Origin of the sequence: Pseudactinotalea sp. HY160, from assembly GCF_009372055.1 — a bacterium.
GTDB lineage: Bacteria > Actinomycetota > Actinomycetes > Actinomycetales > Beutenbergiaceae > HY158.
Window position 1 is genome coordinate 19,923 of the sequence record NZ_WHMT01000024.1, and the last position, 25,437, is coordinate 45,359.

25 protein-coding genes are annotated in these 25,437 nt (G+C 71.4%); 12 read left to right on the top strand and 13 right to left on the bottom strand.

Translation table 11 applies throughout. The features are described 5' to 3' along the window. Positions 1 to 132: 132 nt before the first annotated feature. Entirely contained in the window at positions 133 to 1,575 is a 1,443-nt protein-coding gene (locus GCG21_RS14770; protein WP_370517544.1) for a multicopper oxidase family protein, read from the bottom strand. Between the two features lie 91 nt (positions 1,576 to 1,666). Here GCG21_RS14770 and GCG21_RS14775 point away from each other — a divergent pair, with 91 nt between their 5' ends. Then, a complete protein-coding gene (locus tag GCG21_RS14775; RefSeq protein WP_194165122.1) occupies positions 1,667 to 2,158 on the top strand; it encodes a MarR family winged helix-turn-helix transcriptional regulator in 492 nt (163 codons plus the stop codon). Between the two features lie 24 nt (positions 2,159 to 2,182). On the opposite strand, the gene GCG21_RS14780 is transcribed toward GCG21_RS14775, so the two are convergent. From GCG21_RS14780 to GCG21_RS14790, 3 genes are all read right to left on the bottom strand, one after another. Continuing rightward, the gene (locus GCG21_RS14780; protein WP_152910444.1) at positions 2,183 to 3,553 is read right to left on the bottom strand and encodes a CoA transferase; all 1,371 of its coding nucleotides are present in this window, start codon (positions 3,551 to 3,553) and stop codon (positions 2,183 to 2,185) included. 7 nt (positions 3,554 to 3,560) lie between these two features. Beyond that, the gene (locus GCG21_RS14785) at positions 3,561 to 4,274 is read right to left on the bottom strand and encodes a DedA family protein (protein WP_153878169.1); all 714 of its coding nucleotides are present in this window, start codon (positions 4,272 to 4,274) and stop codon (positions 3,561 to 3,563) included. Positions 4,275 to 4,435: 161 nt separating this feature from the next. Further along, complete coding sequence (locus GCG21_RS14790) at positions 4,436 to 5,377, bottom strand: AraC family transcriptional regulator (protein WP_152910446.1); 942 nt, start codon at positions 5,375 to 5,377, stop codon at positions 4,436 to 4,438. A 44-nt stretch (positions 5,378 to 5,421) separates the two neighbouring features. On the opposite strand from GCG21_RS14790, the gene GCG21_RS14795 reads away from it, so the two are divergent. The 9 genes from GCG21_RS14795 to GCG21_RS17380 all read left to right on the top strand — a co-directional run bounded on the left by GCG21_RS14795 (position 5,422) and on the right by GCG21_RS17380 (position 15,199). Then, positions 5,422 to 6,303 carry an NmrA family transcriptional regulator gene (locus GCG21_RS14795; protein WP_227993905.1) on the top strand — a complete coding sequence of 294 codons (882 nt, stop codon included), beginning with the start codon at positions 5,422 to 5,424 and terminating at the stop codon, positions 6,301 to 6,303. Next, positions 6,300 to 6,785: a DUF1772 domain-containing protein gene (locus tag GCG21_RS14800; RefSeq protein ID WP_152910447.1), complete on the top strand. Its 486-nt coding sequence runs from the start codon at positions 6,300 to 6,302 to the stop codon at positions 6,783 to 6,785. The genes GCG21_RS14795 and GCG21_RS14800 overlap by 4 nt, the downstream gene beginning before the upstream one ends. 454 nt (positions 6,786 to 7,239) lie before the next feature. Continuing rightward, positions 7,240 to 8,727 carry an MFS transporter gene (locus tag GCG21_RS14805; protein WP_152910448.1) on the top strand — a complete coding sequence of 496 codons (1,488 nt, stop codon included), beginning with the start codon at positions 7,240 to 7,242 and terminating at the stop codon, positions 8,725 to 8,727. Between the two features lie 106 nt (positions 8,728 to 8,833). Continuing rightward, positions 8,834 to 9,400 (top strand): DJ-1/PfpI family protein, encoded by a 567-nt coding sequence (locus tag GCG21_RS14810; RefSeq protein ID WP_152910449.1) that lies wholly within the window; start codon positions 8,834 to 8,836, stop codon positions 9,398 to 9,400. A 126-nt stretch (positions 9,401 to 9,526) separates the two neighbouring features. Then, positions 9,527 to 9,679 carry a hypothetical protein gene (locus GCG21_RS16405; RefSeq protein ID WP_194165123.1) on the top strand — a complete coding sequence of 51 codons (153 nt, stop codon included), beginning with the start codon at positions 9,527 to 9,529 and terminating at the stop codon, positions 9,677 to 9,679. Continuing rightward, complete coding sequence (locus tag GCG21_RS14815) at positions 9,676 to 10,158, top strand: SRPBCC family protein (RefSeq protein ID WP_152910450.1); 483 nt, start codon at positions 9,676 to 9,678, stop codon at positions 10,156 to 10,158. Before GCG21_RS16405 ends, GCG21_RS14815 begins: the two co-directional genes overlap by 4 nt. Further along, positions 10,155 to 10,811 (top strand): maleylpyruvate isomerase family mycothiol-dependent enzyme, encoded by a 657-nt coding sequence (locus GCG21_RS14820; protein WP_370517545.1) that lies wholly within the window; start codon positions 10,155 to 10,157, stop codon positions 10,809 to 10,811. The genes GCG21_RS14815 and GCG21_RS14820 overlap by 4 nt, the downstream gene beginning before the upstream one ends. Positions 10,812 to 11,307: 496 nt before the next feature. Beyond that, positions 11,308 to 14,385 carry an SNF2-related protein gene (locus GCG21_RS14830; protein ID WP_370517546.1) on the top strand — a complete coding sequence of 1,026 codons (3,078 nt, stop codon included), beginning with the start codon at positions 11,308 to 11,310 and terminating at the stop codon, positions 14,383 to 14,385. Next, the gene (locus tag GCG21_RS17380; RefSeq protein WP_370517547.1) at positions 14,378 to 15,199 is read left to right on the top strand and encodes an SWIM zinc finger family protein; all 822 of its coding nucleotides are present in this window, start codon (positions 14,378 to 14,380) and stop codon (positions 15,197 to 15,199) included. The genes GCG21_RS14830 and GCG21_RS17380 overlap by 8 nt, the downstream gene beginning before the upstream one ends. Before the next feature lie 86 nt (positions 15,200 to 15,285). Here GCG21_RS17380 and GCG21_RS14840 read toward each other — a convergent pair whose 3' ends face one another. From GCG21_RS14840 to GCG21_RS14865, 6 genes are all read right to left on the bottom strand, one after another. Beyond that, entirely contained in the window at positions 15,286 to 15,690 is a 405-nt protein-coding gene (locus tag GCG21_RS14840) for a type II toxin-antitoxin system VapC family toxin (RefSeq protein ID WP_152910452.1), read from the bottom strand. A gap of 1 nt (position 15,691) precedes the next feature. Continuing rightward, positions 15,692 to 15,922: a hypothetical protein gene (locus tag GCG21_RS14845; protein ID WP_152910453.1), complete on the bottom strand. Its 231-nt coding sequence runs from the start codon at positions 15,920 to 15,922 to the stop codon at positions 15,692 to 15,694. Between the two features lie 87 nt (positions 15,923 to 16,009). After that, positions 16,010 to 17,038: an alpha/beta hydrolase gene (locus GCG21_RS14850; RefSeq protein WP_194165124.1), complete on the bottom strand. Its 1,029-nt coding sequence runs from the start codon at positions 17,036 to 17,038 to the stop codon at positions 16,010 to 16,012. 167 nt (positions 17,039 to 17,205) lie between these two features. Continuing rightward, complete coding sequence (locus GCG21_RS14855; protein WP_370517548.1) at positions 17,206 to 18,195, bottom strand: PfkB family carbohydrate kinase; 990 nt, start codon at positions 18,193 to 18,195, stop codon at positions 17,206 to 17,208. A gap of 8 nt (positions 18,196 to 18,203) precedes the next feature. Continuing rightward, positions 18,204 to 19,205: an ADP-ribosylglycohydrolase family protein gene (locus GCG21_RS14860; protein WP_152910455.1), complete on the bottom strand. Its 1,002-nt coding sequence runs from the start codon at positions 19,203 to 19,205 to the stop codon at positions 18,204 to 18,206. Then, complete coding sequence (locus GCG21_RS14865) at positions 19,202 to 20,758, bottom strand: cytosine permease (protein WP_152910456.1); 1,557 nt, start codon at positions 20,756 to 20,758, stop codon at positions 19,202 to 19,204. The genes GCG21_RS14860 and GCG21_RS14865 overlap by 4 nt, the downstream gene beginning before the upstream one ends. Positions 20,759 to 21,125: 367 nt before the next feature. Here GCG21_RS14865 and GCG21_RS17385 point away from each other — a divergent pair, with 367 nt between their 5' ends. Both GCG21_RS17385 and GCG21_RS14875 read left to right on the top strand, forming a co-directional pair. Then, positions 21,126 to 21,332, top strand: coding sequence for a type II toxin-antitoxin system HicA family toxin (locus tag GCG21_RS17385; RefSeq protein ID WP_153879209.1), 207 nt, complete (start codon positions 21,126 to 21,128; stop codon positions 21,330 to 21,332). Between the two features lie 12 nt (positions 21,333 to 21,344). Then, positions 21,345 to 21,716 carry a helix-turn-helix domain-containing protein gene (locus GCG21_RS14875; protein WP_194165125.1) on the top strand — a complete coding sequence of 124 codons (372 nt, stop codon included), beginning with the start codon at positions 21,345 to 21,347 and terminating at the stop codon, positions 21,714 to 21,716. Between the two features lie 47 nt (positions 21,717 to 21,763). Here GCG21_RS14875 and glmS read toward each other — a convergent pair whose 3' ends face one another. From glmS to GCG21_RS14890, 3 genes are all read right to left on the bottom strand, one after another. Then, positions 21,764 to 23,590, bottom strand: coding sequence for a glutamine--fructose-6-phosphate transaminase (isomerizing) (gene glmS / locus GCG21_RS14880; protein WP_152910458.1), 1,827 nt, complete (start codon positions 23,588 to 23,590; stop codon positions 21,764 to 21,766). A gap of 147 nt (positions 23,591 to 23,737) precedes the next feature. Continuing rightward, entirely contained in the window at positions 23,738 to 24,763 is a 1,026-nt protein-coding gene (locus GCG21_RS14885; protein WP_227993907.1) for a zinc-binding dehydrogenase, read from the bottom strand. Between the two features lie 59 nt (positions 24,764 to 24,822). After that, positions 24,823 to 25,437 (bottom strand): carbohydrate ABC transporter permease (locus GCG21_RS14890; protein WP_152910459.1); only part of this gene is annotated, 615 nt, incomplete at its 5' end.

Sequence of the window (25,437 nt, forward strand, 5' to 3'; positions counted from 1 at the left end):
TTGGCTGATGTGCTCGGGGCATCGGATCGACGGGTGGGTGCGTGTGTCGTGGATGCCGTGTCATCCAGGGTCGTGACCGGGCTTGCCGGGCGCCCCCTGGATGGGGCATCTCCCTCCCCGAGCCGGGGAGATCTACCCGGCGGGGAGCACGCGGGGAACCGAATCCTCCGTGCCCGGCTCGACCACGAGGAACTGGCCCATCATGCCTGCGTCCTCGTGCCGCAGGATGTGGCAGTGGTACATGTACGGGGCCGCCGGATCGGTGTAGTCGCGGAACTGGACGGCGACACGCACCACGGACTTGTCGGGCAGGTGCACCGTGTCCTTGCGGCCGGCCTCCCACGGCTCGGGCGGCTTCCCGTTGCGGTCCAGCACGGTGAAATCGCAGCCGTGGATGTGGAAGTTGTGCGAGTAGACCGTGTTCTCGACCTCCCAGATCTCCAACGCGCCGGCCGGTACGACCTCGTCGATGCGGGACATGTCCATCTCTTCGCCGTTGATGGAATCGTGGCCCTGCAGCTTGAATGTGCGAACCCTGGCACCCGCCGACGGGACGAGCGGGGCGGGTCCGGGCAGTTCGGCGGGCGGGGGAGTGCCCGGCTGCGCGTCGTCGCCGACGCGGATCTCCATGATCGACAGGTCGCCCTGATCGATGCGTTCGGATCCCGAGGTGGTGGTCATCCGCACCCGCTCACCGGGCTCGAAGGCGACGACGATCTCGGCGCGCTCGGCGGGCCCGAGCGCGAACCGCGACAGCCGTGCGGGCTTCGACATCAGCCCCTGGCCGGTGGCGATCAGGGTGAACTCGCGGTCGTCGGCGAAGCCGACGTTGTACAGGCGGGCGTTCGAACCGTTGAGGAGGCGGAACCGCACGATGGTCCGGGTCAGCTCGAGGTAGGCCCCCAGCGTGCCGTTGACGAGGACGTCGGTTCCCATCTGACCGAAGTTGGGCACCGTGTCGAAGGGCATCTCGCCGTCGTCCTCGATCGTTCGGTCCTGGAGGATGCATGGAATGTCGTCGATGCCGTAGTCGTGAGGCAGGTCGAGGGCATCGGTGTCGTCGTCGTCGATGATGATCATTCCCGCGACGCCGTTGAAGACCTGGCGAGCCGTCTCGCCGTCGGGGTGGGGGTGGTACCACAGGGTCGAGGCCCGGTTGTCGACCGTCCACGACGGCGACCAGGTGTGGCCGGGCTCGATCGGCTGGTGCGGGCCGCCGTCCATCCTCGCGGGAAGGAGCATGCCGTGCCAATGCATCGTCGTGACCTCGTCGACGCCGTTGGTCACGTGCATCGTCACCCGGTCCCTCGTGCGCAGGCGCAGGGTCGGGCCGAGGTAGGACCCGTTCACGCCCCAGGTCTGGGTCGTGGTGCCCGGCAGGATCTCAGTGCTGCCCCGCTGCACGGTCAGGGGGAACGTTCCGTCGTCCGGGTGGAGTTCGTCCGGTATCCGCACCGGGGTGCGCGGTGTCCACGGGCGTTCGGGCGCCGGTGGGCCGCCGCCCCCGGTGCACGAGGCCAGCGCGACGCCGGCGGCCCCGGCGCCGACGAGGGTGAGGAACGTGCGTCTGTCCACGCGCCGACCTTCTGATCGCCCGGGCCCATTGCCTTCTCCGGTGGCGTGTCGCATGCCGGCGACGCTAGTGCGCCCACATTATAGTGTCAATATGGAATTAGATGAGGGTCGCCCAGGTGCCGTGCATCGCGTCGAGGCGGGGATCCGCGCCCTGATCACCGGGGGAGTCCTGCATAACCACGAGGTCGCGGCGCGTGTCGGTCTGCACGTCCTCGACCTGCAGGTGCTCAACCTCCTCGCCGTGGCCGGTGGTCGGATGACACCGTCCGCGCTCGCGGCGGCGATGCACACCCCGCGGTCCTCGATCTCACGGATCGTTCGCCGGCTCGAGGCCGCCGGCTACGTGCACCGCACCGAGTCGCGTGACGACGGCCGGAGCGTCACGGTCCACGTCGATGCGGAGCGGCTCGTGGCCATCACGGGCGAGTACCGTCAACAGTCCGATGCTCTTCACCGCGCGTTGGCCGGCGTCGACGACGACGAGGTCGGGGTGATCGCCCGGTTCCTCGAGGGGCTCGTCGACCCCGATCGGCGCTCGGCGGCCGGCCGGCGGGATGGGCCGAGGGGTGAGGGGACCGGCTGAGCGCCGGACGCGCGTGCGTGGGCCTTAGCCCCAGGACGGCGCGGCGCCGGCGTATCTGGGCGGCAGGTGTGGCCATGTCAGGGGAACCCCATCGATCGAGCCCGGCGGGGAGATGCCGCTCCAGCCGTCACCGAATGGGACCCGATAGGCCGTCGCGTCCGCCGGCGCGGTCCCGGGGAGGTCATCGCGGGCCCCCTGGTCGAGCAGCCAGGCCGCGGTCCGCGCGAGGGAGAGGCGCACGTGCGATGCCCGCCCCGCTCTGGCCCGGTGTGCGAGCGCGATGAGCGTGCCCGCGGCGAGGAGGTAGCCGGTGGCGTGATCGAGGAGTTGGCACGGCAGCCGTCCCGGCCGGGCGCCGTCCGTGCTGCTCGCCCACCCGATGCCCGAGGCGACCTGGACGAGGCTGTCGAACCCGCGCCGTCCGGCCCACGGCCCGCTCGTTCCCCACGCCGAGAGGGTGACGACGATCGTGCCGGGATGTCGAGCCGCGAGCTGATCCGGGTCGAGCCCGAAGCGCCGGAGCGACCCGGGTCGATAGCCGGTGACCACGACATCGGCGCGGAGGAGAAGATCGTCGAGTGCTGCGAGCCCGCCGTCCGTGTCGAGGTCGAGTGCGGCGCTCGCCTTTCCGACGACGCCATCGACCGCGCTCAGCGGCAGTTCCGGGCGGCGAGGGTCATCGATGCGGAGCACGTCGGCCCCGAGTGCGCCCAGCATGCGCGTTCCGACCGGTCCGGCGATCACCCGGGTGAGATCCAGGACCCGGACTCCCGAGGCGGGCAGGCGGGCCGCGCCGGGCAGCGGCTTCGCCGCGCCGAGCGGCTCGACGGTGACGACGGATCCCGTGCCCGCGTGTCTGCCGGGGTCGCTCGCACGCCATTCGTCCGCGGTCCGCGCCGCGACGGCCAGCCCGCCCGCCGCGTATGCACCCGCCTCGACGTCGAGTGCAGACCGTTCGGAGATCGCTCGGCCGACGCACTCGACGACGCCCTCGTCGTCATCGCGATCGGGCACGCCCAGCGCCTCGAGGAGCGCTCGGCGATGCCACGGATAGTTCGCGTGCGTGCGCACCCACCCGTCCGCGGCCGGCCACAGGCGCGATAGGGGAGCGAAGCCGGCGAGGGGCCGCCCGGCAGGATCGCGCAGCCATGCCTCAGCGCGCACGGCCGCCGCGACGTGGGCGGTGGTCACGTCCATCGCCGGATAGCGCCCGGTGCGGGCGACCGCCAACTCCGCGCCCGCCGCCAGGCACGCCGCCACCGACGCGAGTGCACCATCGGTCACCGCCAGCGGCGACGCCAACCCCGGGGCCGGGCGCGGGCCCGAGATCTGCGGTAGCGCCGAAGCCGTCAGGCCGAGGTCGCGCACCAGTTCCCGTGCGGGTGCGAAATCCATCGCCTCATTATCGTCCGCCGGTGGGCCCGCAGGAATGGTGGACGAGGAGCCGCGGCTCCTCTGTGCCTCCTGTGCCTCCTGTAGGTCCTACGGCTTCTGTCGCTTCTATGGCTTGTGTGTGAGGACGGCGCGCGCGCCAGATGCGGCGTCCGGCCTCGCCGAGCGCGGTGACCGCGAGCATGAGCCCGAGCCCGAGGAGTAGGCCGCGGATGGGATCGTCACCGACCGTCGCGCCGGCGAGGTAGCCCAGGAGCGACCAGCCACCCGCCCAGAACACGGCTGCGGCGGCGTCGACGGCCGAGAACCGGCGGAGCGGATAGCCCACCGCGCCCATCGTGAGGGTCGTCGCGGTGCGCACCCCGGGCACGTATCGGGAGGCCAGCAGCACCTGCCCGCCCCGCCGCGCCAGGGTCCGATGAACCCAGTCGTATGCGGCGCGGCCTCGGCCGCCCGAGCGCAGACCTGTGCGCAGCCGCCCGATCGACCGGCGCCCGATGAGGTAGGCGACGTGGTCGCCGGCGAATGCGCCGACCGCCCCCGCCAGGATCACCAGCGCGAGCTGGCCATCCCCCGAGCTGGCGTAGACCGCGACGACGACGAGCGCCGTCTCGCCCGGGATGATCGGCAGGAACCCGTCGAGCGCGGCGAGTGCGAACAGCGCGGCGTAGACCCACGGTGACGAGACCACCTCGTGGACGAGACTCAGGATCGACTCGCTCACGAGATCGCCGCGATCGGGGGTCCGATGAGAAGGTGACGCGCCATGTGAATCAGCGTGGCGCGCCACGCCGGTGCGCTGCATCGGCCACCTGGCGGATCCTGTGGTCCACCCGGAGGGTGATGCCGAGTTCCGGGGTCATCCCGGCGGTGTGGGGCCGGCGCTCACCCGGCCAGGCGGGCGGCCCGGTGGTTCTGCGGGCTGAGGCCGTAGCGTCGCTTGTACGCCGAACTGAAGGTGAACGGACTGCCGTACCCGACGCGCCGCGCGACCGCCTGCACGGTGGCATCGGGTTCGAGCAGCAGATCCGCGGCCAGTGCCAGGCGCCAGCCGGTCAGGAACGCCATCGGGGGTTCACCGACCAACTCCGTGAATCGCCGCGCGAGCATCGCCCGAGCCACTCCGACCTGACCGGCCAGGGAGGACACCGTCCAGGGATGGGCCGGGTTGTTGTGCAGAAGCCGCAGGGCCGGCCCGGCCACCGGGTCCGTGCGTGCCCGGTACCACGCAGGAGCGCGCGCTTCCGGTCGCGTGAACCACGTGCGTAGCGCGGTCACGAGGACCAGGTCGAGCAGTCGGTCGAGCACTGCTCCCTGCCCCGGGTGAGCGTGCCCGACCTCCTCGGCGAGCAGCCGGACGTATGGGCAGTCCCAGTTCTCGCCTCGGAGAACGATCAGTCGTGGGAGCGCGTGCAGGAGTCGGCGGCTCACCTCGCCGTCGCCCGTATAGGTGCCGGTGAGCAGCACGACCGTGCCGGACGTGCTGTTCCCCCACGTGCGAACGCCGCGATTCATCGATTCGGAGACGTCGCCTCCGTCGACGCTCGTGCACGACTCACCGGGCCCGATGATCGCCTGTGGGGCGGTGCCGGGGGAATCGCCCACCGTGTAGTGGTCCGGGCCGCGCACGATCGCCGTATCGCCCGCGTCGATGGCGTGCGGGGCCGCATCGTCGAAGCAGATGCATCCGCTCCCGCGCACGACCGACAGGATCGTCAGCGGCGCCTCGTCGCGGATACGCAGCGCCCACGGCGGGTCCATCTGGGTACGGAGCAGGAACGCGCCCACCGCTCGTGGACCGGTGAGAAATCCGGCCAGGGCATCCATTCCGCCACTGTAGACGCCGGCGAATGCCGTCGAGCGTTTCGGACATGGTGCATCTCGTTGCCCACGGATTCACTGGAGCGCATGAGTACTACATTGATCATCGGTTCGGAACGGGAAAGACCGGCAGGAGGGTCGCGGCCCGGCTGCGCGGGCTCGGCGAGACGGTCAAGGTCGGCTCGCGCCGCGGCCCGATCCCATTCGACTGGGACGACGAGGCCGGCTGGTCCGCCGCCCTCGACGGCGCCGATTCGGCCTACATCACCTTCTATCCCGACATCTCGTTTCCGGGTGCATCGGAACGGATCGCCACCCTTGTTCGCGCCGCGCGCGCCGGGGGCGTGGGCCGGCTGGTGTTGCTCTCCGGGCGGGGTGAACCCGAGGCCGTTGCGGCCGAGGACGCCGTGCGCGAGAGCGGCGCCACCTGGACCGTGCTGCGGTCCGCCTGGTTCGCCCAGAACTTCAGCGAATACTTCCTCCTCGAGCCCGTGCTCGAGGGGCAGATCGCGCTCCCGGCCGGTGACGTCGCCGAGCCCTTCCTCGATCTGGACGACCTTGCGGACGTCGCCGCTGCGGCCCTGACGCGGGATGGGCACGCCGGCCGGACCTATGAACTGACCGGGCCGCGGCTCCTCACCTTCGCCGACGCCGCCGCGGAACTGACGCGGGCGACCGGACGGCGGATCGACTACCGGCCACTCACGCCCGACCAATACGCCCGTGCGGCGATCGGGGCGGGCGTGCCCGCGGAGGAGGTCGGGCCGTTGACGGACCTGTTCGGCCGCGTGCTGGACGGTCACAACGCGTACCTGACCGACGACGTCGAACGCGTGCTCGGGCGGGAGCCCCGCGATTTCGCGGACTATGCCCGTTCGTCGGCGGCATCCGGCGTGTGGAACCCCGCCGCGAGGGCGGGTGACATCCGATGATGGAGGGACTCACCCGGGCACTGACGGTCGCTGCTGCGATCGGCGCCGGCCTGGGCGCCGGCGTCTATCTCGCCTTCTCCACGTTCATCATGCCCGGTCTCCGGCCGTTGGCGCCCCCACAGGCGATCGCGGCCATGAACTCGATCAACAAGGCCGCCCCGGCCAGTCGGCTGCTCATGCTCGTGCTGTTCGGCGCCGGAGCGCTGTGCGTGCTCGTGCTGATCGCCGGGCTCCGCCACCTCGGCGATCCGGCGGCGTGGTGGCAGATCGCCGGTGCCGCACTCTACCTGGTCAGCGTCGCGATCCTGGTCGGCTACCACGTGCCGCACAACGACCGGCTCATGCAGATCGACCTGCAGGCGGTCGACGCCGGCGCCGTCTGGTCGCGCTTCTACACCGGCTGGATGGCCTGGAACCTTGCGCGGACACTGACGGCCGTGGCCGGTGCGGTCGGCCTGACGCTCGCACTGCGCGCGCACTGACGCGCACTGACACGCACTGACACACCGGCGCCGCGGACCTCAGCCGCGCGGGCATCGGTCGCCGATGTCGGCGACTCCCTGCTCCCGGGCCCAGTCCCGCATCTGATCGTTGAACGACTCGTCGACGTTCTCCGGGGGCCGGGCCGCGGTGGCTTGTTTCCGGGACCGACGAGGCGAGTCCGCGCAGCTCGATCAAACGATGGCACGACGTGGGATGCCGTGCCATGTCAGCGAGCGCCGGGCGCACGTGCGGACCTCTCGGGTGCGTCGGGCGCGTGACGTCCTGCGGCGGGGCCGGTCGCCGGCAACATCGGGCGGCATGTGTCGCCGACGCCGTCATCTGGCGGATGTCTTGGCGATTCGGGGAGTTCAGTATTGACGACGTCGCCCGGCGGAACCGGGCCGCGGTGACGTCGGAGACAGCAGGAGACAGCAGGAATCAGGAGGCCACGGCATGGCAGAGTCATCGAGCACGACAGCGGTGCCGACGCGGTGGGTGCCGCACGTCCCGCCGGCCGGGGCGCCGGCGTCCCCGCCGACGGGCCCCGTTCGGCCGCGGCCGGGGCTGGTCCTGGCCGCGGCGTGCGTGTGCCAGCTGCTCGTCGTGCTGGACATCAGCGTCGTCAACGTCGCGCTTCCGAGTATCGGCGACGCGCTCGGCTTCGCCTCCAGTTCGCTGTCGTGGGTGATCAACGCCTACACGCTCACGTTCGGCGGTCTCCTGCTCCTGGGCGGCCGGCTCGCGGACCTGATCGGCCACCGGCGCACGATGCTCGCGGCGCTGGCGTTGTTCGGCACGGTCTCGCTGCTCGGCGGGCTGGCGACCGGGCCCGGTCAGCTGATCGCCGCCCGTGCCGCCCAGGGAGTCGCCGCCGCCGTGCTGTCGCCGGTCTCCCTCACGGTGCTCATGGTGGCCTTCCCCGATGCACACGGCCGGCGGCGGGCCCTGGCGGCCTGGGGCGTGGTCGCGACCGGCGGCGGGGCGCTCGGAGTGCTGCTCAGCGGCGTGCTCACGCAATACCTCAGCTGGCGGTGGGTGCTCTTCATCAACGTCCCGATCGTCCTTGCGGCCGCCGGCCTCGCCCTGACCGCGATCCGCGGCCACGGCGCACGGGCGCACGCGCAACTGGACGTCCTGGGCGCGTTGCTCGCGACCGCGACGACGACGCTGCTCGTCTACGGCTGCGTGCACGCCTCCGAGAGCACGTGGTCCGATCCCGTGACCCTCGCGGTGTTCCTGCTCGCCGCTCTGTGCGGCGCCGGATTCGTCCTCCGTGAGACACGCGCGGCCACCCCGCTGGTGCGCCTGTCGGTGTTGCGAGTCCGCCGGGTCTGGCTCGCGGTCGTCGTGCTCGCGTTCATCGGGGCGGCCATGATCTCGGGGTTCTACTTCGGGTCGTTGAGCCTGCAGCAGGTCCTCGGCTACGACCCCGTGATCACGGGATTGGCCTTCCTGCCGTTCTTCGCATGCATGGCGATCGCCACGTCGGCCGGCCCGAGGCTGCTCGAGCGGTACGGCACCCGCCTCGTGCTCACCGCCGGACTCGTCGTGGCCGCGGCGGGGATGGCGGCGTTCGGGCGACTCGGCCCCGGATCGGGATACCTCACCTTTCTGATCGCCACCGTTCCCGCGTCGATCGGGCTGGGACTGTCGCTCGCGCCGACCCTGACCATGGGCACCGCCGGGGTCGAGCGCGACGACGCCGGCATGGTGAGCGGACTGCTCAACACGAGCCGTCAGGTCGGCGGAAGTCTCGCCCTGGCCGCACTGGCAACCGTCGTCGCTGCGGTCGCCGGTCCGAACGCCGGGGGAGTGGAGGCGGCCACCGGCTACCGGGCTGCGTTCGTGCTCACCGGAGCGCTGCTGTTCACGGCGGCCCTCATCGTGCTCACATGCGTGCCTCGGCGCGCCCCTGATCGACAGCAGGCGGGCGAGCGGTGACGCGCGAGTGACAAGGCCTGCCACGTCGGAACCGGCGCGGCCCACACAGGTGCCAGGCGGCGTGATCGAGACGATACTGGAGGTCGGCGCTGTGAAAGGAGCGACCATGACCGACAAGATCCTCATCATCACCGGCGACGCCGCCGAGACCCTCGAGGTGTATTACCCGTACTACCGGTTGCAGGAGGCGGGGTACGAGGTCCACATCGGCGCACCCGAGAAGCGAACCCTCCAGTTCGTCGTGCACGATTTCGTCGACGGGTTCGACACCTACACCGAGAAGCCGGGGCACACCTGCCAGGCCGACGTCGCGCTCAGGGACGTCGACCCCGCGGACTACGTGGCCGTGGTCGTGCCGGGCGGGCGGGCGCCCGAGTACCTTCGCAACAACCCGGAGGCGCAGCGGATCGTCCGGCACGTCTTCGAGCGGAACATCCCTGTGGCCGCGACCTGCCACGGCCCGCTGCTGCTGGCCGCCTCGGGAGTGCTCGACGGGCGCACCTCCGCGGCGTACCCGGAACTGGCAGTCGACGTGACGACCGCCGGCGGAGTGTTCGAGGACGGCGGCGGCGTGGTCGACGGCAACCTCGTGACCTCGCGTGCCTGGCCCGACAACGGCACCTGGATGAAGGCCTTCCTGCAGGTGCTGGAGAAGGCGCGGGTCTCGGCCTGAGGACCGGACGCCGTTCGACACTCGAACGCGAGAGTCTGTGCGGGTACACGCCGCTCACCTGCGCAGAACCTCGCGTTCGGCCGGTTGGTGGGACGTACTGGGCCGCTGGAGGCTCGTCTGGTCGACGTGCGCGCGAGCGGACGCCGGCGCATCTACACCGCCCGGCTGGACGGCCTGGACTCGTTGAGGCGCGAGCTCGACAACTTCTGGCGCCAGGCACTGGACAACCTCAAGCGTGTCGCCGAGGACGAGTATCACCGGAATGGGGAGCGATCATGAGCACGACCGGCCGGGCCACGTCCCTGCAGTTCGAGATCATCATCCACGTGCCGCAGCGCCGCGCCTTCGAGGTGTTCACCGAGGAGTTCGACCGGATCAAACCCCGCTCGTACAACCTCCTCGACGTCGACATCGCCGAGACCGTGCTCGAGGGCCGGGTCGGCGGGTCCATCCACGATCGCGGCATCGACGGCAGCGTCTGCCGGTGGGCCCGCGTGCTCGCCTTTGAACCGCCCGAGCGGCTCGTGTTCAGCTGGGACATCGACAGCCGGTGGCGCCCCGAACACGGTCCGGCCCGCACCAGTGAGGTGGAGGTGCGCTTCACCAAGCTGGATGCCGACACCACGCGGGTCGAACTGCACCATCGCCACCTCGACCGGCATGGCGACGGCTGGTCGGGCTACGGCGCGGATCTGGAGGCCGAGGCGGGCTGGCCCACCTTCCTCGAGCGCTACCGCGTGCTGGCGGTGGCATCGTGAGCGCCCGCACGACCGCTCGGCCCGACCTGCGGTGCCTCGCGTTCGCCGAGCGCACCGACTTGGCGGAGCTCCTCGACACCCTCACGCCCGAGGAGTGGGCGGCGCCGTCGCTGTGCCGGGGCTGGTCGGTCCACGATGTGGTCGCCCACGTGGTCAGCTACGAGGAGCTCGGGCCGGCGGGGATCATCGCGCGCCGGTTCAAGGGCCGGCGCCGCGGCGGACCGAACGAGGTGGGGCGCGCCGAGTACGCGCGGCGATCCCCCGTCGAATTGTCGGCGTTCCTGCGCGCGCACCTGGTGCCGACCGGTCTGACCTCGTGGTTCGGCGGCGCCATCGGGCTCACCGACGGGCTGATCCATCACCAGGACATCCGCCGTGCCCTCGACCGCCCCCGGACCGTGCCTCCCGAGCGCCTCCGGCCCGCCCTGGAATTCGCGCTCCGATCGCCTAAGCTGCCCAGCCGCAGGGATGCGGCCGGCCTTCACCTGGTCGCCGACGACCTGGACTGGGAGCACGGATCCGGGCCCGACGTCGCCGGTCCGGCCGAGGCGCTGCTCATGGCCATCGCCGGACGACCCGACGCGCTCACCGATCTGCGTGGGCCCGGGGCGCCGGTCTTCGCCGAACGGATCAACGCCCGGCAGCGGACCTGACCTGCTCGATAGGCTCGCTCACCTCACCGTCCAGGGCCGGCCCGTGACCGGGTGCACCCAGGGGGCGGTCACCGCGACCGCGCCGAGGCCGGGCGCCTTGAACACGCCGCCGACCTGGCGCCCGCCGTGGCCGGCGGCTGACCGACGCGGGAGAGGCCGAGCGGGACGAATCGGGCGAGCGGGTCGGCCGGATCCGTGAACGGGCCTCGGCCGTGCTGCCCGCCCGCGACTACGCCACTCTCATCGAGTTGCTGGAGCGCCTGGTGTCGGCGATGCGAGAGGCCGAGCCGCCGGGCCCTGGTCGCAGTCCTGCCTTGCGCGGTGGCCGATATGATCGTCCCAGCCGATCGAGGAGTCAGCCCTGTACGCCCTGCATGCGTTCTGGTCACCCGAGCGCGGCCTGTGCCTGTGGGGCGAGGACAGCGCCCGCGCCGTCAAGAGCACCAGTCAGGCGCGCCGCAGCGCCCGGACGCACCCGTTCGCGGCCGATGCGGCCGTGCTCGCGGAGGCACTCGGTCTCACAGCGACGACAACCGGCGGCGGCACGGACACCGCCACGCTGGCGCTTCCCTCACTCCTCACCGCCCCGCTCGACTCGCCCGACGTGGTGCGCGTGCGGCCGCGGCCGGCGCCGCGCACGGAGCCGGCCCTGACCGCCTGGACCGTGCCGATCCTCATCCTCGATCCGGTGGCCGCGCTCGCGTTCCTCGACCTGGACGTCGACGACCCGTTCGACGACGTCCGTCTCGGGGAGTCGGTGTGGCACCTGGCCGAGGTCGCGGCCCTCGCCCGGGACCTGGCCGAACGCGGCCGTGTGCTTCCCACCGTCTCGCTCATGGACGACGCCCGCGGCCTCGCGTGGTGGCGTCCCGTCGAGCAGGGCCCGGATGCGCGCACCGTGGCCGGCCTGGTCTCGACGCTCCCGCCGGTGGGCCGGGCCGTCGTGGCCGACCCCGCCGACCTGACGGGTCGGCATCCGGCCACGCTCGTCGAGTCCGCCCTGGACCAACTCACCGACGCGGCCGTGCGGGCGCGGCTGGAGGTCACGGGAACCCCGGGGCTCGCGGGCGTGCCTCGCCGGCGCGGACGGCTCCCGAAGACGATTCCCGCAGCCGAGGCCTGGCTCGATGCCCTCGGCACCGCCGACGGCGAGTTCACGGCCGAGGCGGGCGATCTGGAGCGGCTCGCGGCATCGCTCGCGGCCTGGGACGAGTTCGGGGCCGGGGCACCGGGCCGGGCCCGGGCGACGTTCCGGCTCGTGTCGCTCGACGACCTCGAGGACGACCTCGATGGTCTGGATGGCCTCGATGGTCTGGGCGGCCTCGACGACGACGATGACGACGACGGCCTCGAGCGATCCGCCGCCGGGGTTCGCCCCGCAGGCGGCGCCCCGGGCGCCCGCTGGCGGCTGCAATTCTGGCTCCAGTCGGCCGAGGACCCGACCCTCATGGTGCCGGCCTCGCAGGTCTGGGACGGGGGCGAGGGCCTGGCCCGCTGGCTCGACCGGCCCGACGAACTCCTGTTGGCCGAACTGGGCCGGGCCGCCACCGTCTACCCCGACCTGGCCGCGGCGCTGCGCCGCGCCCGCCCCGTCGCGCTCGACCTGGACGCGACCGGCGCCCACGACTTCCTCGCCCACCGCGCCGACCTGCTCGACCAGGCCGGCTTCGGGGTGCTCCTGCCGTCCTGGTGGCAGCAGCGCAGGCGGCTCGGACTCAAAGCGACGGCCGCACCCCAGGTCGAGGGCGGCGTGAGCGCGGGCATGCTCACCGCCGAGAGCCTCGTCGACTTCGACTGGCGCCTCGCGCTCGGCGAGGAGACCCTGAGCGAGGAGGAACTCGCGGCACTGGCGGCCGCGAAGGAACCGCTCGTGCGCCTGCGCGGCCAATGGGTCGCCGTCGATGCCGAGCAGATCCGCCTCGGGCTGGAGTTCATCGCCCGCCGGCGCGAGGCCGGCCCGCAGCACTCCGTCGCCCAGATCCTCGCCCTGGCCGCGAGCCACCACGACGCCGAGGCACCGCTGCCGGTCACCGCCGTCCACGCCTCCGGCCTCCTCGGCGATCTGCTCGAGGGGACGGCCGATACGGCGCTGGCCCCCGTCTGCCCGCCCCCGGGACTCCACGCCGAACTGCGCCCGTACCAGGAGCGGGGGCTGGCCTGGTTGAGCTTCCTCGACGGCCTCGGCCTGGGCGCGTGCCTGGCCGACGACATGGGCCTGGGCAAGACCATCCAGCTGCTCGCCCTCGAGCTGCACGCCCGCGCCCAGCGCCCCGAGTCGGGGCCCACGCTGCTCCTGTGCCCCATGTCGCTCATCGGAAACTGGCAGCGCGAGGCCGCCCGGTTCGCCCCCGGACTCACCCTCTACGCCCACCACGGCCCGACCAGGCCACGCGGGAAGGCGCTGGCGCAGCGGCTGGCGAGCTGCGACGTCGTCCTCACGACCTATCACACGGCCACCCGCGATATCGACGATCTCGCCACCCACGACTGGGGCCGGCTCGTGCTCGACGAGGCCCAGGCCGTCAAGAACCACCTCACGCGCGCGGGCAAGGCCGTGCGGCGGCTCGACGCGCGTCACCGCGTGGCGCTCACGGGCACGCCGATGGAGAACAAGCTCGCCGAGCTGTGGTCGATCATGGATCTGCTCAATCCGGGCATCCTCGGCTCGATCGAGCAGTTCCGAACCCGCTTCGCCAAACCGATCGAGCGGCAGGGCCTGACCGAGCCGGCCGCCCGGCTGCGGCAGGTGACCCGCCCCTATATCCTGCGCCGGCTCAAGACCGATCCGCAGATCGCCCCGGACCTGCCCGAGAAGATCGAGATCAAGCAGTACTGCAACCTCACCCGCGAGCAGGCCTCCCTCTACCAGAGCGTCGTGGCCGAGATGATGCCCAAGATCGAGGCCGCCGACGGCATCGCCCGCCGCGGCAATGTGCTGGCGACGATGACCAAGCTCAAGCAGGTGTGCAACCATCCGGCCCAGCTGCTGCACGACGGCTCCCCGGTCGCGAAGCGCTCCGGGAAGGTCGCCCGCCTGCACGAGATCCTCGCCGAGATCATCGGCGCGGGGGAGAAGGCGCTGCTGTTCACCCAGTACACCGAATTCGCAGACATGCTGCTGCCGCACCTGGCCGCGGCCTACGGCTCCCCGGGCGCGGGTGGCTCCGGGGTGCTCTACCTGCACGGCGGCACGCCGAGATTCCGGCGCGATGAGCTGGTCCAGCGGTTCCAGGACCCGGGTGGCCCCGGGATCTTCCTCCTCTCCCTCAAGGCGGGCGGCACCGGCCTCAACCTGACGGCGGCGAGCCACGTGCTGCACCTGGATCGCTGGTGGAACCCGGCGGTGGAGAACCAGGCGACCGACCGGGCCTTCAGGATCGGGCAGCGGCGCAACGTGCAGGTGCGCAAGTTCATCTGTGCCGGCACCCTGGAGGAGCGGATCGACGAGATGATCGAACGCAAGCGGGAACTGGCCGACCTGGTGGTCGGTGGCGGGGAGTCCTGGATCTCCGACCTGTCCACCGAGGAGCTGCGGCGCGTGTTCACCCTGTCCGAGGAGGCGATCGGTGAATAGCTGGTACCCACCCTCGCGGCCCCGCCCCGCCGACGGCATCAAGGCCCGCAGCACCCGCGGCGCCATCGCCCGAACCTGGTGGTCGGAGCGCTTCATCGACGTGCTCGAGTCCCTCGGGGTGGGCGGGCGGCTCGCGCGCGGGCGCACCTACGCCCGCAAGGGGCAGGTGCTCGACCTCGACATCGCCCCCGGGTCCGTGACCGCGACCGTGCAGGGCAGCCGCGCCCGGCCGTACCGGGTGCGCATCGGGCTGACGCCCTTCGACAAGGCACAATGGGCGGGCGTGGTCGACCGCCTCGCGGGCGATGCCTGGTTCACGGCGAAGCTGCTCGCCGGCGAGATGCCCCCCGATATCGAGGAGGTGTTCGCCGCGGCGGAACTCCCGCTGTTCCCCGCGAACGCGCGCGACCTGTCGATGGACTGCTCCTGCCCGGACGTCGCCGTGCCGTGCAAGCACCTGGCGGCCACGTTCTACCTGCTCGCCGAGGCCTTCGACACCGACCCGTTCCTCGTGCTCGCCTGGCGCGGCCGCGACCGCGAGGAACTGCTCGCGGCGCTGAGCTGCGCGCGTGGGGGCGCGGTGGCCGCCGACCGTATCGAGCGTGGTGACGACGCAGCGCCCCTCGCCGCGTGCCTCGCCTCGTTCTACTCTTCCGGTGGCCGGGTGGCGCCCGGCTCGGTGGCCGCGGCTCCGGCCGAGGCGCTCCTCGACCAGCTTCCGCAGGTGGGGATCTCGGTGCGGAACGTGCCGATCGTCGACGCGCTGCGCCCGCTCTACCGGGCGCTGGGGGACGAGGAGCCGCCGCCCGGGTAGGCGTTCAGGGTTCGTCCGCCCGGCCACCTGCCGCGGCGCACATCAGGGCAGAGCAGGTCACATCAGGGCGCATCGGCGCGCAGACGCTACAGCCACGTCTCGATCACGGCCACATGCCCGGGCGCGCCGGCGAATTTTCGATCATCGGTGAGCAACGGCACCCCGAGCGATTCGGCCAGGATCACGTAGAACGCGTCGTAGGCGGTGTAGTTGTCCCGCAGCGCCAGTGCGCGCCGCTGAAAGGGCTGCATCGGGTATCGCGTCAACGGCAGATCCGCGAAGTCGTCGAGCATCAGTTCGGCGCGCTCGACGGTGATCCGGATCGAGGGCTTGGAGGTGAGCAGCAGTCCGCGGATCGCCGACACCACCTCGGCATCGATGAGCGCCGGCGCGTGGACCCGCTTCTCACGGCCGAGGCGTTCCCGCAGCCCGGAATCCCCTTGCCGGTTCTGCAGGAGTCGAACGATGATCGAGGCATCGACGACGGTCATGTCAGTGCCGGCCGTCCTCGATGAACGAGCGGATCTCCTCGGTGCCGACCTCGATCCGCTCGCGGGAGGCGATCCGCGCCAGTATCTCCGCCATCACAGGCTGTGAGGCATCGTCGTGGATCAGTTCGCGAAGGTAACTGGACAGGGACATGTTCCGGGCCTTCGCACGTGCGCGCAGAATCTGCGCGTCCTCGGACGCGACATCCCGGACTTGCACGATCTCGGTGCTCATGCGCCCAACCTACCGCGATTGCATGAATTATGCATGATTGGTCGACCGCAGCGTTCATGGTCTCCTCACCGCTCGGGTGCGGCACCCCTATGGGTGCGCCGCCTGCCAGCCATCGCTCACCCCGTCCCGGTGGTCCGCGCCGGTCACGTGCCGCAGGAAGGCCACGAGCCGGATCATCGTCGTGCGCGCATCGGGGTTACTCAGGTCGAACTCGAACACGTGCCCGGAGGGGGAGTCCTCGTCGAGGACCACCTCGTCGACCTGCACACCGGCCGCGCGCAGGCGCCGCGCGAGGTCTCGTGATTGCGGGCCGAGCGGGTCCCGCGGGGCGGAGCTGATGAACGAGGGCGGGAACGATCGGGTCACGTGGTCGACGATCGTGGCCTGCTCGAACCGGGGATCGGATGGGAATCGACGCGTGCCGGTGTAGGCCCACACGATCGTGCGCACGTACCAGGCGTAGAGCCCGTACACCGCGCGGATCGCGTAGGAGGCCCGCATGTCGTAGGTGCCGCTGGCCAGCACCGCGCCGCGCAGCCGGCCCGGGTCGACGACCCTCGGCAGGCCGGTCCAGGCGGCGTAGTCCGCATCGGTCGATGCGAGGACGCTCTGGGCGAGCATGTGCGCCCCGGCGGAGTCGGCCCCGAGCACGAGCCGGCCGGGGTCGACACCGAGGTCGGCCGCGTGCTCCACGACGTAGCGCACCGCCCGGCGCAGCTGATGGATCTGGGCCGGGTAGACGGCCTCCGGGGCCGTGGTGTATTCGAGGCCGATCACGGTGAAGCCGTGGGAGGAGAGCACCTCGAGGTAGGGACGCCGGCGCTCCTTGCGGCCCTGCACGAACCCGCCGCCGTGCACCCACAGGACCGTGGGCAGCGGCCCGGCGCCCCGCGGCCGGTAGACGTCGAAGCGACAGGCGGGCTCGGCCGGGTCGTAGACGAGATCGAGCCGGGCATCGATGTCGTCCGGCACGTACGGAGTCGTGGTGGCGACCGGGTCCGCCTCGTTCTCGCTGATGAGGCGCAGCATCCACACCCGCGGCCACGGGGACAACTCGTAGGTCAGCGCCGCCGCGGCACTGAGTGCGGCGGCCACGATGCCGCCGTACAACCACATGCGATGCAGAACTCGACTCGACGGTTCACTGCCCACGGCGCGCCGCCGGTGTTCTTCACGTTCCATTGCCACGCTCCAGCACGACCGAGTCCCGATTCCATCGTGCCCCCGCCGGTGCCCGGGGCCAAGGTCCCCGCGGGCTCGGACCGGTGTATTCGCCGGTCGGCTCAGCCCCGCAGCGAGGCCTCGATCTCGGCCGCGGTGGGGGAGGTGGCCGGGCCGCGCCGGGTGACGGCGAGGGCCGCCGCGTGGTTCGCGCGCTCGACGGCCTCGCCCAGCCCCGCGCCGGCGGCCAGGGCGGCGCACAGCACGCCGCAGTGCGCATCCCCGGCGCCGTTCGTGTCGATCGCCGTCACCGCCGGGGCCGGCAGGTGACGCGCCGCCTCCGCGCCGGCCAGGATCGCGCCGTGCGCACCGCAGCGCAGCACGACGGCGCAGCCCAGCTCCTGCGCCAGGTCGCCCGCGAGCGACTCCCGGCCCGCGCCGGCATCCAGGCCGATCCGCCGCGCGAGCAGCCGGGCCTCGCGTTCGTTCGTGCTCCACACGTGCGCCGCCGCCATGAGCCCGGCCAGGGGCGCTCCCTCCACCTCGCCGACGAGCGGACCCGGGTCGACCACGACCCGTGCGCCGGCCGGCAGGCCGGGCAACCAGCCGAGCAGCACCTCCCGGTGCGGGCTGGGAACGAGCGAATACCCCGAGACGTAGACGACGTCGCGCCCGCCCACGCGAGCGGCGTCGAAGTCCGCCCGCCGGGCGAGCCCCTCCGCGCCGAGCGTGGAGACGAAGGTGCGCTCGGCGTCGTCCTCGATGAACGCGATCGAGAAACCCGAGTCCTCCGGCTCCGGCGCGGCGAGGACCTCGATGCCCTCCGCGCGCAGGGCCGAGCGCACGATGTCGCCGAACGGTCCGGTGCCGTGCCCGCCGAGGTAGACGACCCGGGCGCCGTCCCGGGCGGCCGCGGCCATGACGTTGAAGCCGCCGCCGGCGAGCAGGTCGGCCGAGCGGGCGAAGAGGTCGCCGCCGCGCTCGGGCAGGTGCGGCACGGTGAGCACGAGGTCGACGAGCGCCTGCCCGGCGTGCAGCACCCGCCCCGGGCCGGCGGGACCCATAGGGCCGATCACCGGGCCGATCACCGGGACGTTCACCGGGCCGCTCACCGGGCCGCTCACCGGGACGCGGCCCGTAGCTCGAGCAACGCGTCGACCCGGCGCTCCAGCCCCAGGTCGTTCACGGCCTCGACCCTCGCCCGCACGTCGGTGGGGAAGGCGCCCGCCCCGGCGCAGGCCCCGAGGACCGCGCCGGCGATCGCGGCGATCGTGTCGGTGTCCCCGCCCACGGCCGCGGCCAGGCACAGCCCCTCGAACGGGCGCCGGGCGTACCGCTCGACGATGAGCAGCGCGGCCACGACCGACTCCTGGGAGTGCACCGACGTGCCCACGACCTCATCGAGGAAACTCGCGAAGTCGCCGGTCTCGCGGGCCGGCCCGCGCAGCGCCTCGAACCGGGCCGCGACGTGCCCGCCGGCCTCCCAATGCCCGAGCCGTGCACCCGCGCGGGCCGCCGCCACGGCGAGCTCGAGCGCGCGGGCCGCCGGGGCGCCGTCCACACCCGCGCTCACGGCGGCGGCCACGGCCGCGGCCGCCGACAGCCCCAACCCGGTGTTGTGGGTGACGCGGCTCGCCGACACGACCGCCTCGAGCAGCCCGGCGGATCCGGGCAGACCGGCGGGTGAGGCGATGCCGACGGGGGTGATGCGCATGGCGGCACCGTTCGTCGTCCCGAAGCGACCCGCCTCGGCCACGTCGGTGCCGGCGGCGATCGCGGCGAGGGCGGCCTTGGTCGAGGGCCCGAGCAGGTCGAGGGAGCCGCGGGCGATCATCCGCTCCTCCCAGGCCCGCAGCGCGCCGGCGAAGGCGCGGGCGTCGATTCGCCCCCGGCCCGAGATGAGCAGGTCGGCCACGAGGAGGGCCTGCTCGGTGTCGTCGGTGACCGACCCGGCCGGCATTCCCGGGGCGATCGGCTGATCGGCGGGGGCGTCGCACAGCCCGGTGATCACCCCGAAGCGCTCGGCGATCTCGGCCCGGGAGAAGGACTGGGTGGGCATGCCCAGGGCGTCGCCGATCGCGAGCCCGAGCAGCGCCCCGAGGGCCCGGTCGCGGATGCTCATCGCGGCAGCGCGGCCAGGCCGTGCTCCTGCCGCCGGATGCGGGCGCGCCGGGCGATCACCGAGACGACGAAGGAGAGCACGAGCGCCACGAGCACCCCGAGGTTCGCGCCCGCCCAGGCACCCTCGCGCCCGCCCACGATCCCGAGCAGATAGCCCTGCCAGTTGTTCCACGACGCCTCGGCGGCGAAGCCGTTGGCCACGAGGCCCCAGCCGATGACCGAGGCGATGACCATCGTGGCGATGGCGGTCCAGTCGACGGCGCGGTAGCGGCCGGCGGAGGTGAACAGGGCCGCCTCGTCGTAGACCGTGCGGCGGGTGAGGATGTCGGCGATGAGGATCCCGGCCCAGGCCGCCATCGGCACGCCGAGGGTGATGAGGAAGCTCTGGAACGGCCCGATGAACGTGCCCGCGAAGAACACGACCCAGATCGTGCCGGCGGTGAGGATGACCCCGTCGATCGCGGCGGCGGCCGGGCGCGGGATGCGGATGCCGAGGCTGAGCAGCGTGAGGCCGGAGGAGTAGATGCCCAGGATCGCCCCGGAGACCTGCGTGAGCACGGCCACGATCCAGAACGGCACGAGCGCCCACAGCGGCAGGATCGTGATGAGGGCCCCGATCGGGTCGTCGCCGATCGCCGTGGCCAGGTCGGCGTTCGACTCGGCCAGCAGCAGCCCGAACACCACGAGCACGACGGGCGCGATCGAGGCGCCGAACGTGTTCCAGGCGACGATCGTGCGGTCGGGGGTGGAGCGCTTCTGGTAGCGGGTCCAGTCGGCGGCGATGTTGATCCAGCCGAGCCCGAACCCGGTGAGCACCATGACGAGCGCGCCGAGCATCTGCTGCGCCGAGCCGTCCGGGGTGGAGCCGATCTGGTCCCAGTTGATCTTCCCCGCCGTGAGCACCATGAACAGCACGGTCATGAGTCCGGTCGCCCACGTGAGCACCGACTGCACCTTCATGATCGTGTGGTAGCCGAGCACCGAGGCGATGACGATGAGCGCGGCGATGAAGAGCGTGGCCAGCAGCGTGATCGCCGTGCCCGTTCCCCAGCCGAGCGCCCTGAACACCGTGGAGGTGGCGAGCACGGCGGTGATCGCGAGCACGGTCTCCCAGCCGATCGAGGTGAGCCAGGAGATCACCCCGGGCACCTTCTGGCCCTGCACGCCGAACGCGGCCCGGGAGAGGATCATCGTGGGGGTGCTGCCGCGCTTGCCGGCGATCGCGATGAGCCCGCACAGCGCGAAGCTGATGACGATCCCGATGATCCCCACGACCGTGGCCTGCCACAGCGAGATCCCGAAGCCGAGCAGGTAGGAGCCGTAGCTCATCCCGAACACCGACACGTTCGCGGCGAACCACGGCCAGAACAGGTCCCGCGGCCTCGCCGTGCGTTCGGACTCGCCGATGATCTCGATCCCGGCGGTCTCCACGATCCCGCGGGTGGCGCTCGCCCCGGTGGCGATCGGCGCACCGCCCTGATCATGGACGACGCCGCTCGCCTCGCGCGCGCCGGTGGGCGTGGGCTCTGCTGGTCCCGATGGGCTCGGCGACATCCTGGTCTCCTTCGGACGGACGGGTCACGACCGGGCCATTCTTGCAGGTCGGGCGCTTCGACGAGATCGCGGAAGAGGACCTCGACGGCTTCAACACTCGGCTCGGGAGGCCGACACCGAGGCGCTCGCGTGCAGACTGACGTCGACATTTCGACTCACGCATTCCGCTCGAGCCGACATCGCGTCGAACCTCGCGCGGTCGCACGAGGAGTTCGGCCCGCGCGCACGCCACCGCTATGAGACCGTGATCGCGACCGCCATCCGTGATGCGGCCGCAGCGGTCGACGGGGTCGGGTGCAGCCGGCGGCCCATCCACAGATTTCTAGGGTCCCTTGTCTTGATCGGCTATCCCCACTTGCCTAGAGTGGTGGTCAAGGAAGTCAAGTACCGACGAGTCGCGGCGCAGTTGCGACTGCGAGGCTGGGTGATCGGTCGAACAAGAGGATCACACGAGATGTGGGTCTCACCTGAGGGTCGACGACTAGTACTTCCGAAGCACCGAATGATCAGCGCGGGAGTCGTCCGGAGTGTCATCGCGGCCCTGGACGGCGACGCGCCCGACGCATGGAGATAGATTTAGATGGCGATGAGGATCGTGGCGCGGAGGGAGGGGCGCTGGTGGACAGTCGACATCCCAGAACTCGGGGTGGTGACCCAGGCCCGCCGTCTCGATCAGGTGCGCGCGATGGCCCGTGAGGCCGCCGCGTTGGCTCTCGATGTCGATGAGTCGTCGATCCGGGTCGATCTCGATATCGAGGTCGATGACGCGATACGCCTGTCGTGGGAAGCCGCACGAGACAAGGAGGCTCGTGCGCGTGCCGACGCCGCCGACGCCGCACGGTTGGCACGGAACGCGGTGACCGGGCTTCGTTCCCAGGGGCTGACACAGCGCGAGGCCGCCGAGGTGCTCGGCGTCTCCTACCAGCGGATTGCGCAACTGGAGAAGCGGGCCGGCTGATCTCCGCGCCGCGATCAGCGACGCCGTCCCCACGCGAGCGGCAGGGTCTATTCCACCGTGACCGACTTGGCCAGGTTGCGCGGCTGATCCACGTCGGTGCCGCGCTCGACCGCCATGTAGTAGGCGAAGAGCTGGGAGACGACGTTGAACACGAGCGGGGCGAGCAGATCCGCGGTCGTGGGTACCCGGATGACGGTCTCGGCCGGCAGCTCCCGGTCGACGTTTGTGACGACGATCGCGTGCGCCCCGCGCGCGTTCATCTCCACGAGCGCGCTCACGGACTTCTCCCGCAGCCAGTTGTCCTGGAGGTAGCAGACCTCGAAGAACGAGTCGTCGATCAGGGCGATCGGCCCGTGCTTGAGCTCGCCGGCGGCATACCCCTCGGCGTGGACGTACGTGACCTCCTTGAGCTTGAGCGCGCCCTCGAGCGCGATCGGGTAGAGCGTGTCGCGCCCCACGTAGAGCGCGTGGGAGTAGTCCGAGTACGTACGGACGACGTCCCTCACCTGCTCCTCGACGCTTGCCAGCGCCGCCTCGATCGCCTCGGGCAGGAGGGCGAACTCGTCGGTGTAGCGCACGAGATCCTGCCGGCTCATGCCCTTGGCCTGGGCGAGCGCGATGCCGAAGAGGGTGACCGCCGCGACCTGGGAGGTGAAGGCCTTCGTGCTCGCCACGGAGATCTCGGCGCCGACGTGGGTGTAGATGCCGCCGTCGACCTCGCGGGCGATTGTGGAGCCCACGACGTTGACGATGCCGATGCAGTGGACGCCGCGACGCTGCAGTTCCTGCAGGCACGCGAGCGTGTCGGCGGTCTCGCCGGACTGGGAGACGATGAGCGCGACCGTGTTCTTCGGGGTGTGGAAGGAGCGGTAGCGCAGCTCGCTCGCGACCTCGGCGCGGATGGTGACGTCGTCGGTGAACTGCTCGATCAGGTACGCGGCCTCGAGGCCCGCGTAGTAGGCGGTGCCGCAGCCGACCACGATGACGTTGCGGATCGACCGGAGCTGGTCGTCGGTGAGGTTGAGCCCGCCGAGCTGGACCCGGTTCGTCTCCGGGTCGATGCGTCCGCGCAGGGTCGCGCGCAGCGCCTCGGGCTGCTCGTGGATCTCCTTGAGCAGGAAGTGGTCGTAGCCCTTCTTCTGGATCGAGGCGAGGTCGACCTGGAGCTTCTCGACCGCGGGTTCGAGCGGCTGGACGTCGACGTCGTAGAGGGCGATGCCGCCGCGGGTGCAGACGCCGATCTCGCCGTCCTGGAGGTAGACGACGCGGTCGGTGTGGCCCACGATCGCGGCGGCGTCGCTGGCCACGAAGGTCTCCTGCTCTCCCAGGCCCACGATGAGCGGGCTGCCGCGGCGGGCGACGACGATCTCATCGGGGTTCTCGTCGGACAGCAGCGCGAGGCCGTAGGTGCCGACGACCATCTTGAGCGCGCCGCTCACGGCCTCGAGCAGGGTGCCGTGCAGGGGGAGGAGCGCGTCGACGAGTGCGGCGAGCACCTCGCTGTCGGTCTCGCCGGCGAACGTGTATCCGCGTTCGGTGAGTACATCGGCGAGCTCGGCGTAGTTCTCGATGATCCCGTTGTGGATGAGGTAGACGCGGCCGACGTGATGCGGGTGGCTGTTGCGCTCGCTCGGCACGCCGTGGGTGGCCCAGCGGGTGTGCCCGATGCCGACCGTGTCCGCGGTGACGCGGGTCGCCACGGCATGCTCCAACTCGGCGACCTTGCCGACGGCGCGCACGAGGGTGACACGGGCGTCGTCGTCGATCGTCGCGATCCCGGCGCTGTCGTAGCCGCGGTACTCGAGCCGCTTGAGGCCGCTGGTGAGGATGGGCTGGGCGGGCCGGTGGCCGATGTATCCGACGATTCCGCACATGGAGGACCTCCTGGTCGGGGCGGGCCGGTCGGCCCGGGGTGCGGGAAAATCGTACGGCCGCGGGCGGCCCCGATGAAAACGGACGCGCGGGGTTTTCGTGGGAGGTGGGCCGAGCGCCGTCGGTGCGGGGGCCGATCCGCCGATGGATCAGCGGGTGACGAGCACCTTGACCTGGTGCCCAGCGGAGGTGGCCTCGAAGGCCTCGGCGGCATCGTCGAGACGGAATGTGGCGGTGATGAAGTCATCGGTCGATACGGTCCCGCTCGCAAGGATCTCCATGGCGGTTCGGTAGTCCTCGGGCAGATAGGTGGCGGACCCCTGAATGCGCAGTTGCTGATCCTGGATGAGCGGCAGCGGCACGGTCACGGAGGCCTCCGGAACGCCGACGACGACGACCGTGCCGGCCTTGAGTGCGATCTCGATCGCCTGATCGATCGTCGATTGGATCGCCACGCAGTCGAATACGACATCGGCGCTCTCTCCGAGCACCGACCGAACGCGGGTAGCGACATCGTCCTCGCGCGCATCGACGACGTCGTCGGCACCGAGCGCGAGTGCCAGCCGGCGCTTCTCGGGCAGGGGATCGGTCATGATGATCCGCGCGGCGCCGGCGTGCCGCGCTGCCTTGAGTACGAGGAGGCCGATCGTGCCCGCTCCGACGATGGCCACCGCCTTGCCGCGGAGATCGCCGGCGAGGCGAACGGCGTGCACGGGGGTCGAGAGGGGCTCGATGAGTGCGGCCTGCAGGTCGGTGAACTGTTCCGGTACCCGGTGGAGCCGGGTGGAGGCGACCGTGAAGTAGTCGGCCATGCCGCCCTGGTCCCAGCCGCATCCGAAGAACTGCAGATTCTCACAGAGATTGGACCGATCGGTACGGCACATCTTGCAGTTCCAGCACGGCAGGGTCGGCTCGACCGTGACCCGGTCGCCGACTTCGAAGGCCGTGACATCGGGACCAAGCGCATCGATCACCCCGACGACCTCGTGGCCGGGGTTGTAGGGCAGTGCCACGAACGGATGCCGTCCGGCAGCTGCGTGGGTGTCGGATCCGCATACCCCCGTGACAAGCATGCGCACGAGCACCTCGGCGTTGCTCGGCGCGGGGCGGGGAGTCTCGTCGATCCGGATTTCTCCGGGGGCGACGACCGTGACGCGGCGGATCATCTCGTTCATGTGGGGCCGGCCTTTCGGTGCTGGGCGAGTGCTCACGCTCTCGCAGGGTCGATGCGGGGTTATTTGATGGCGCCCATGGCGAGGCCGCGGACGAGGCGTTTCTGGGCGACCCAGCCGGCGATGATCACGGGGAGGACGGCCAGGGTCGCGGCGGCGGAGAGCGCGGCGAGGAATTGGCCGCGGCCGGAGACGAAGCTGCCGAGGAAGGGTGGGGTGGTGCGGGCGATGGTCGAGGTGAGCAGGTTCGCCAGGAAGTACTCGTTCCAGGCGAAGATGAAGCAGATCAGGGCCGCGGCGGCGATCCCGGGGGCCACGATCGGCACGACGATGCGTAGGAGCTCGGTGCGGAAGCGGGCGCCGTCGACCTGGGCGGCCTCGATGATCTCGGTGGGGACCTCGATGAGGAAGGACCGCATCATCCACACCGCCAGGGGCAGGTTCATGCCCACGTACAGGATCGACAGGGCGGTGATGTTGTCCAGGGCGCCGGCGGCCTGCAGGAGCATGTAGATCGGGATGACGGCCGCGGCGATCGGCAGGAACTTCGTGGAGATGAAGAAGAACAACACATCGGTCGAGCGTTTGATCGGCCTGACCGAGAGCCCGTAGGCGGCCGGGACCGCCAGGACCATGACGATGATCGTGGACACGACCGAGGCCGAGACCGAGTTCGT

Bases quoted from the DNA above. Each gene is read 5' to 3' on its own strand.
- GCG21_RS14775 (WP_194165122.1), top strand. From the start codon at position 1,667: ATGGAATTAGATGAGGGTCGCCCAGGTGCCGTGCATCGCGTCGAGGCG.
- GCG21_RS14780 (WP_152910444.1), bottom strand. From the start codon at position 3,553: ATGGATTTCGCACCCGCACGGGAACTGGTGCGCGACCTCGGCCTGACG.
- GCG21_RS14790 (WP_152910446.1), bottom strand. From the start codon at position 5,377: ATGGATGCCCTGGCCGGATTTCTCACCGGTCCACGAGCGGTGGGCGCG.
- GCG21_RS14795 (WP_227993905.1), top strand. From the start codon at position 5,422: ATGGTGCATCTCGTTGCCCACGGATTCACTGGAGCGCATGAGTACTAC.
- GCG21_RS14800 (WP_152910447.1), top strand. From the start codon at position 6,300: ATGATGGAGGGACTCACCCGGGCACTGACGGTCGCTGCTGCGATCGGC.
- GCG21_RS14805 (WP_152910448.1), top strand. From the start codon at position 7,240: ATGGCAGAGTCATCGAGCACGACAGCGGTGCCGACGCGGTGGGTGCCG.
- GCG21_RS14810 (WP_152910449.1), top strand. From the start codon at position 8,834: ATGACCGACAAGATCCTCATCATCACCGGCGACGCCGCCGAGACCCTC.
- GCG21_RS14815 (WP_152910450.1), top strand. From the start codon at position 9,676: ATGAGCACGACCGGCCGGGCCACGTCCCTGCAGTTCGAGATCATCATC.
- GCG21_RS14840 (WP_152910452.1), bottom strand. From the start codon at position 15,690: ATGACCGTCGTCGATGCCTCGATCATCGTTCGACTCCTGCAGAACCGG.
- GCG21_RS14845 (WP_152910453.1), bottom strand. From the start codon at position 15,922: ATGAGCACCGAGATCGTGCAAGTCCGGGATGTCGCGTCCGAGGACGCG.
- GCG21_RS14850 (WP_194165124.1), bottom strand. From the start codon at position 17,038: ATGTGGTTGTACGGCGGCATCGTGGCCGCCGCACTCAGTGCCGCGGCG.
- GCG21_RS14860 (WP_152910455.1), bottom strand. From the start codon at position 19,205: ATGAGCATCCGCGACCGGGCCCTCGGGGCGCTGCTCGGGCTCGCGATC.
- GCG21_RS14865 (WP_152910456.1), bottom strand. From the start codon at position 20,758: ATGTCGCCGAGCCCATCGGGACCAGCAGAGCCCACGCCCACCGGCGCG.
- GCG21_RS14875 (WP_194165125.1), top strand. From the start codon at position 21,345: ATGAGGATCGTGGCGCGGAGGGAGGGGCGCTGGTGGACAGTCGACATC.
- glmS (WP_152910458.1), bottom strand. From the start codon at position 23,590: ATGTGCGGAATCGTCGGATACATCGGCCACCGGCCCGCCCAGCCCATC.
- GCG21_RS14885 (WP_227993907.1), bottom strand. From the start codon at position 24,763: ATGAACGAGATGATCCGCCGCGTCACGGTCGTCGCCCCCGGAGAAATC.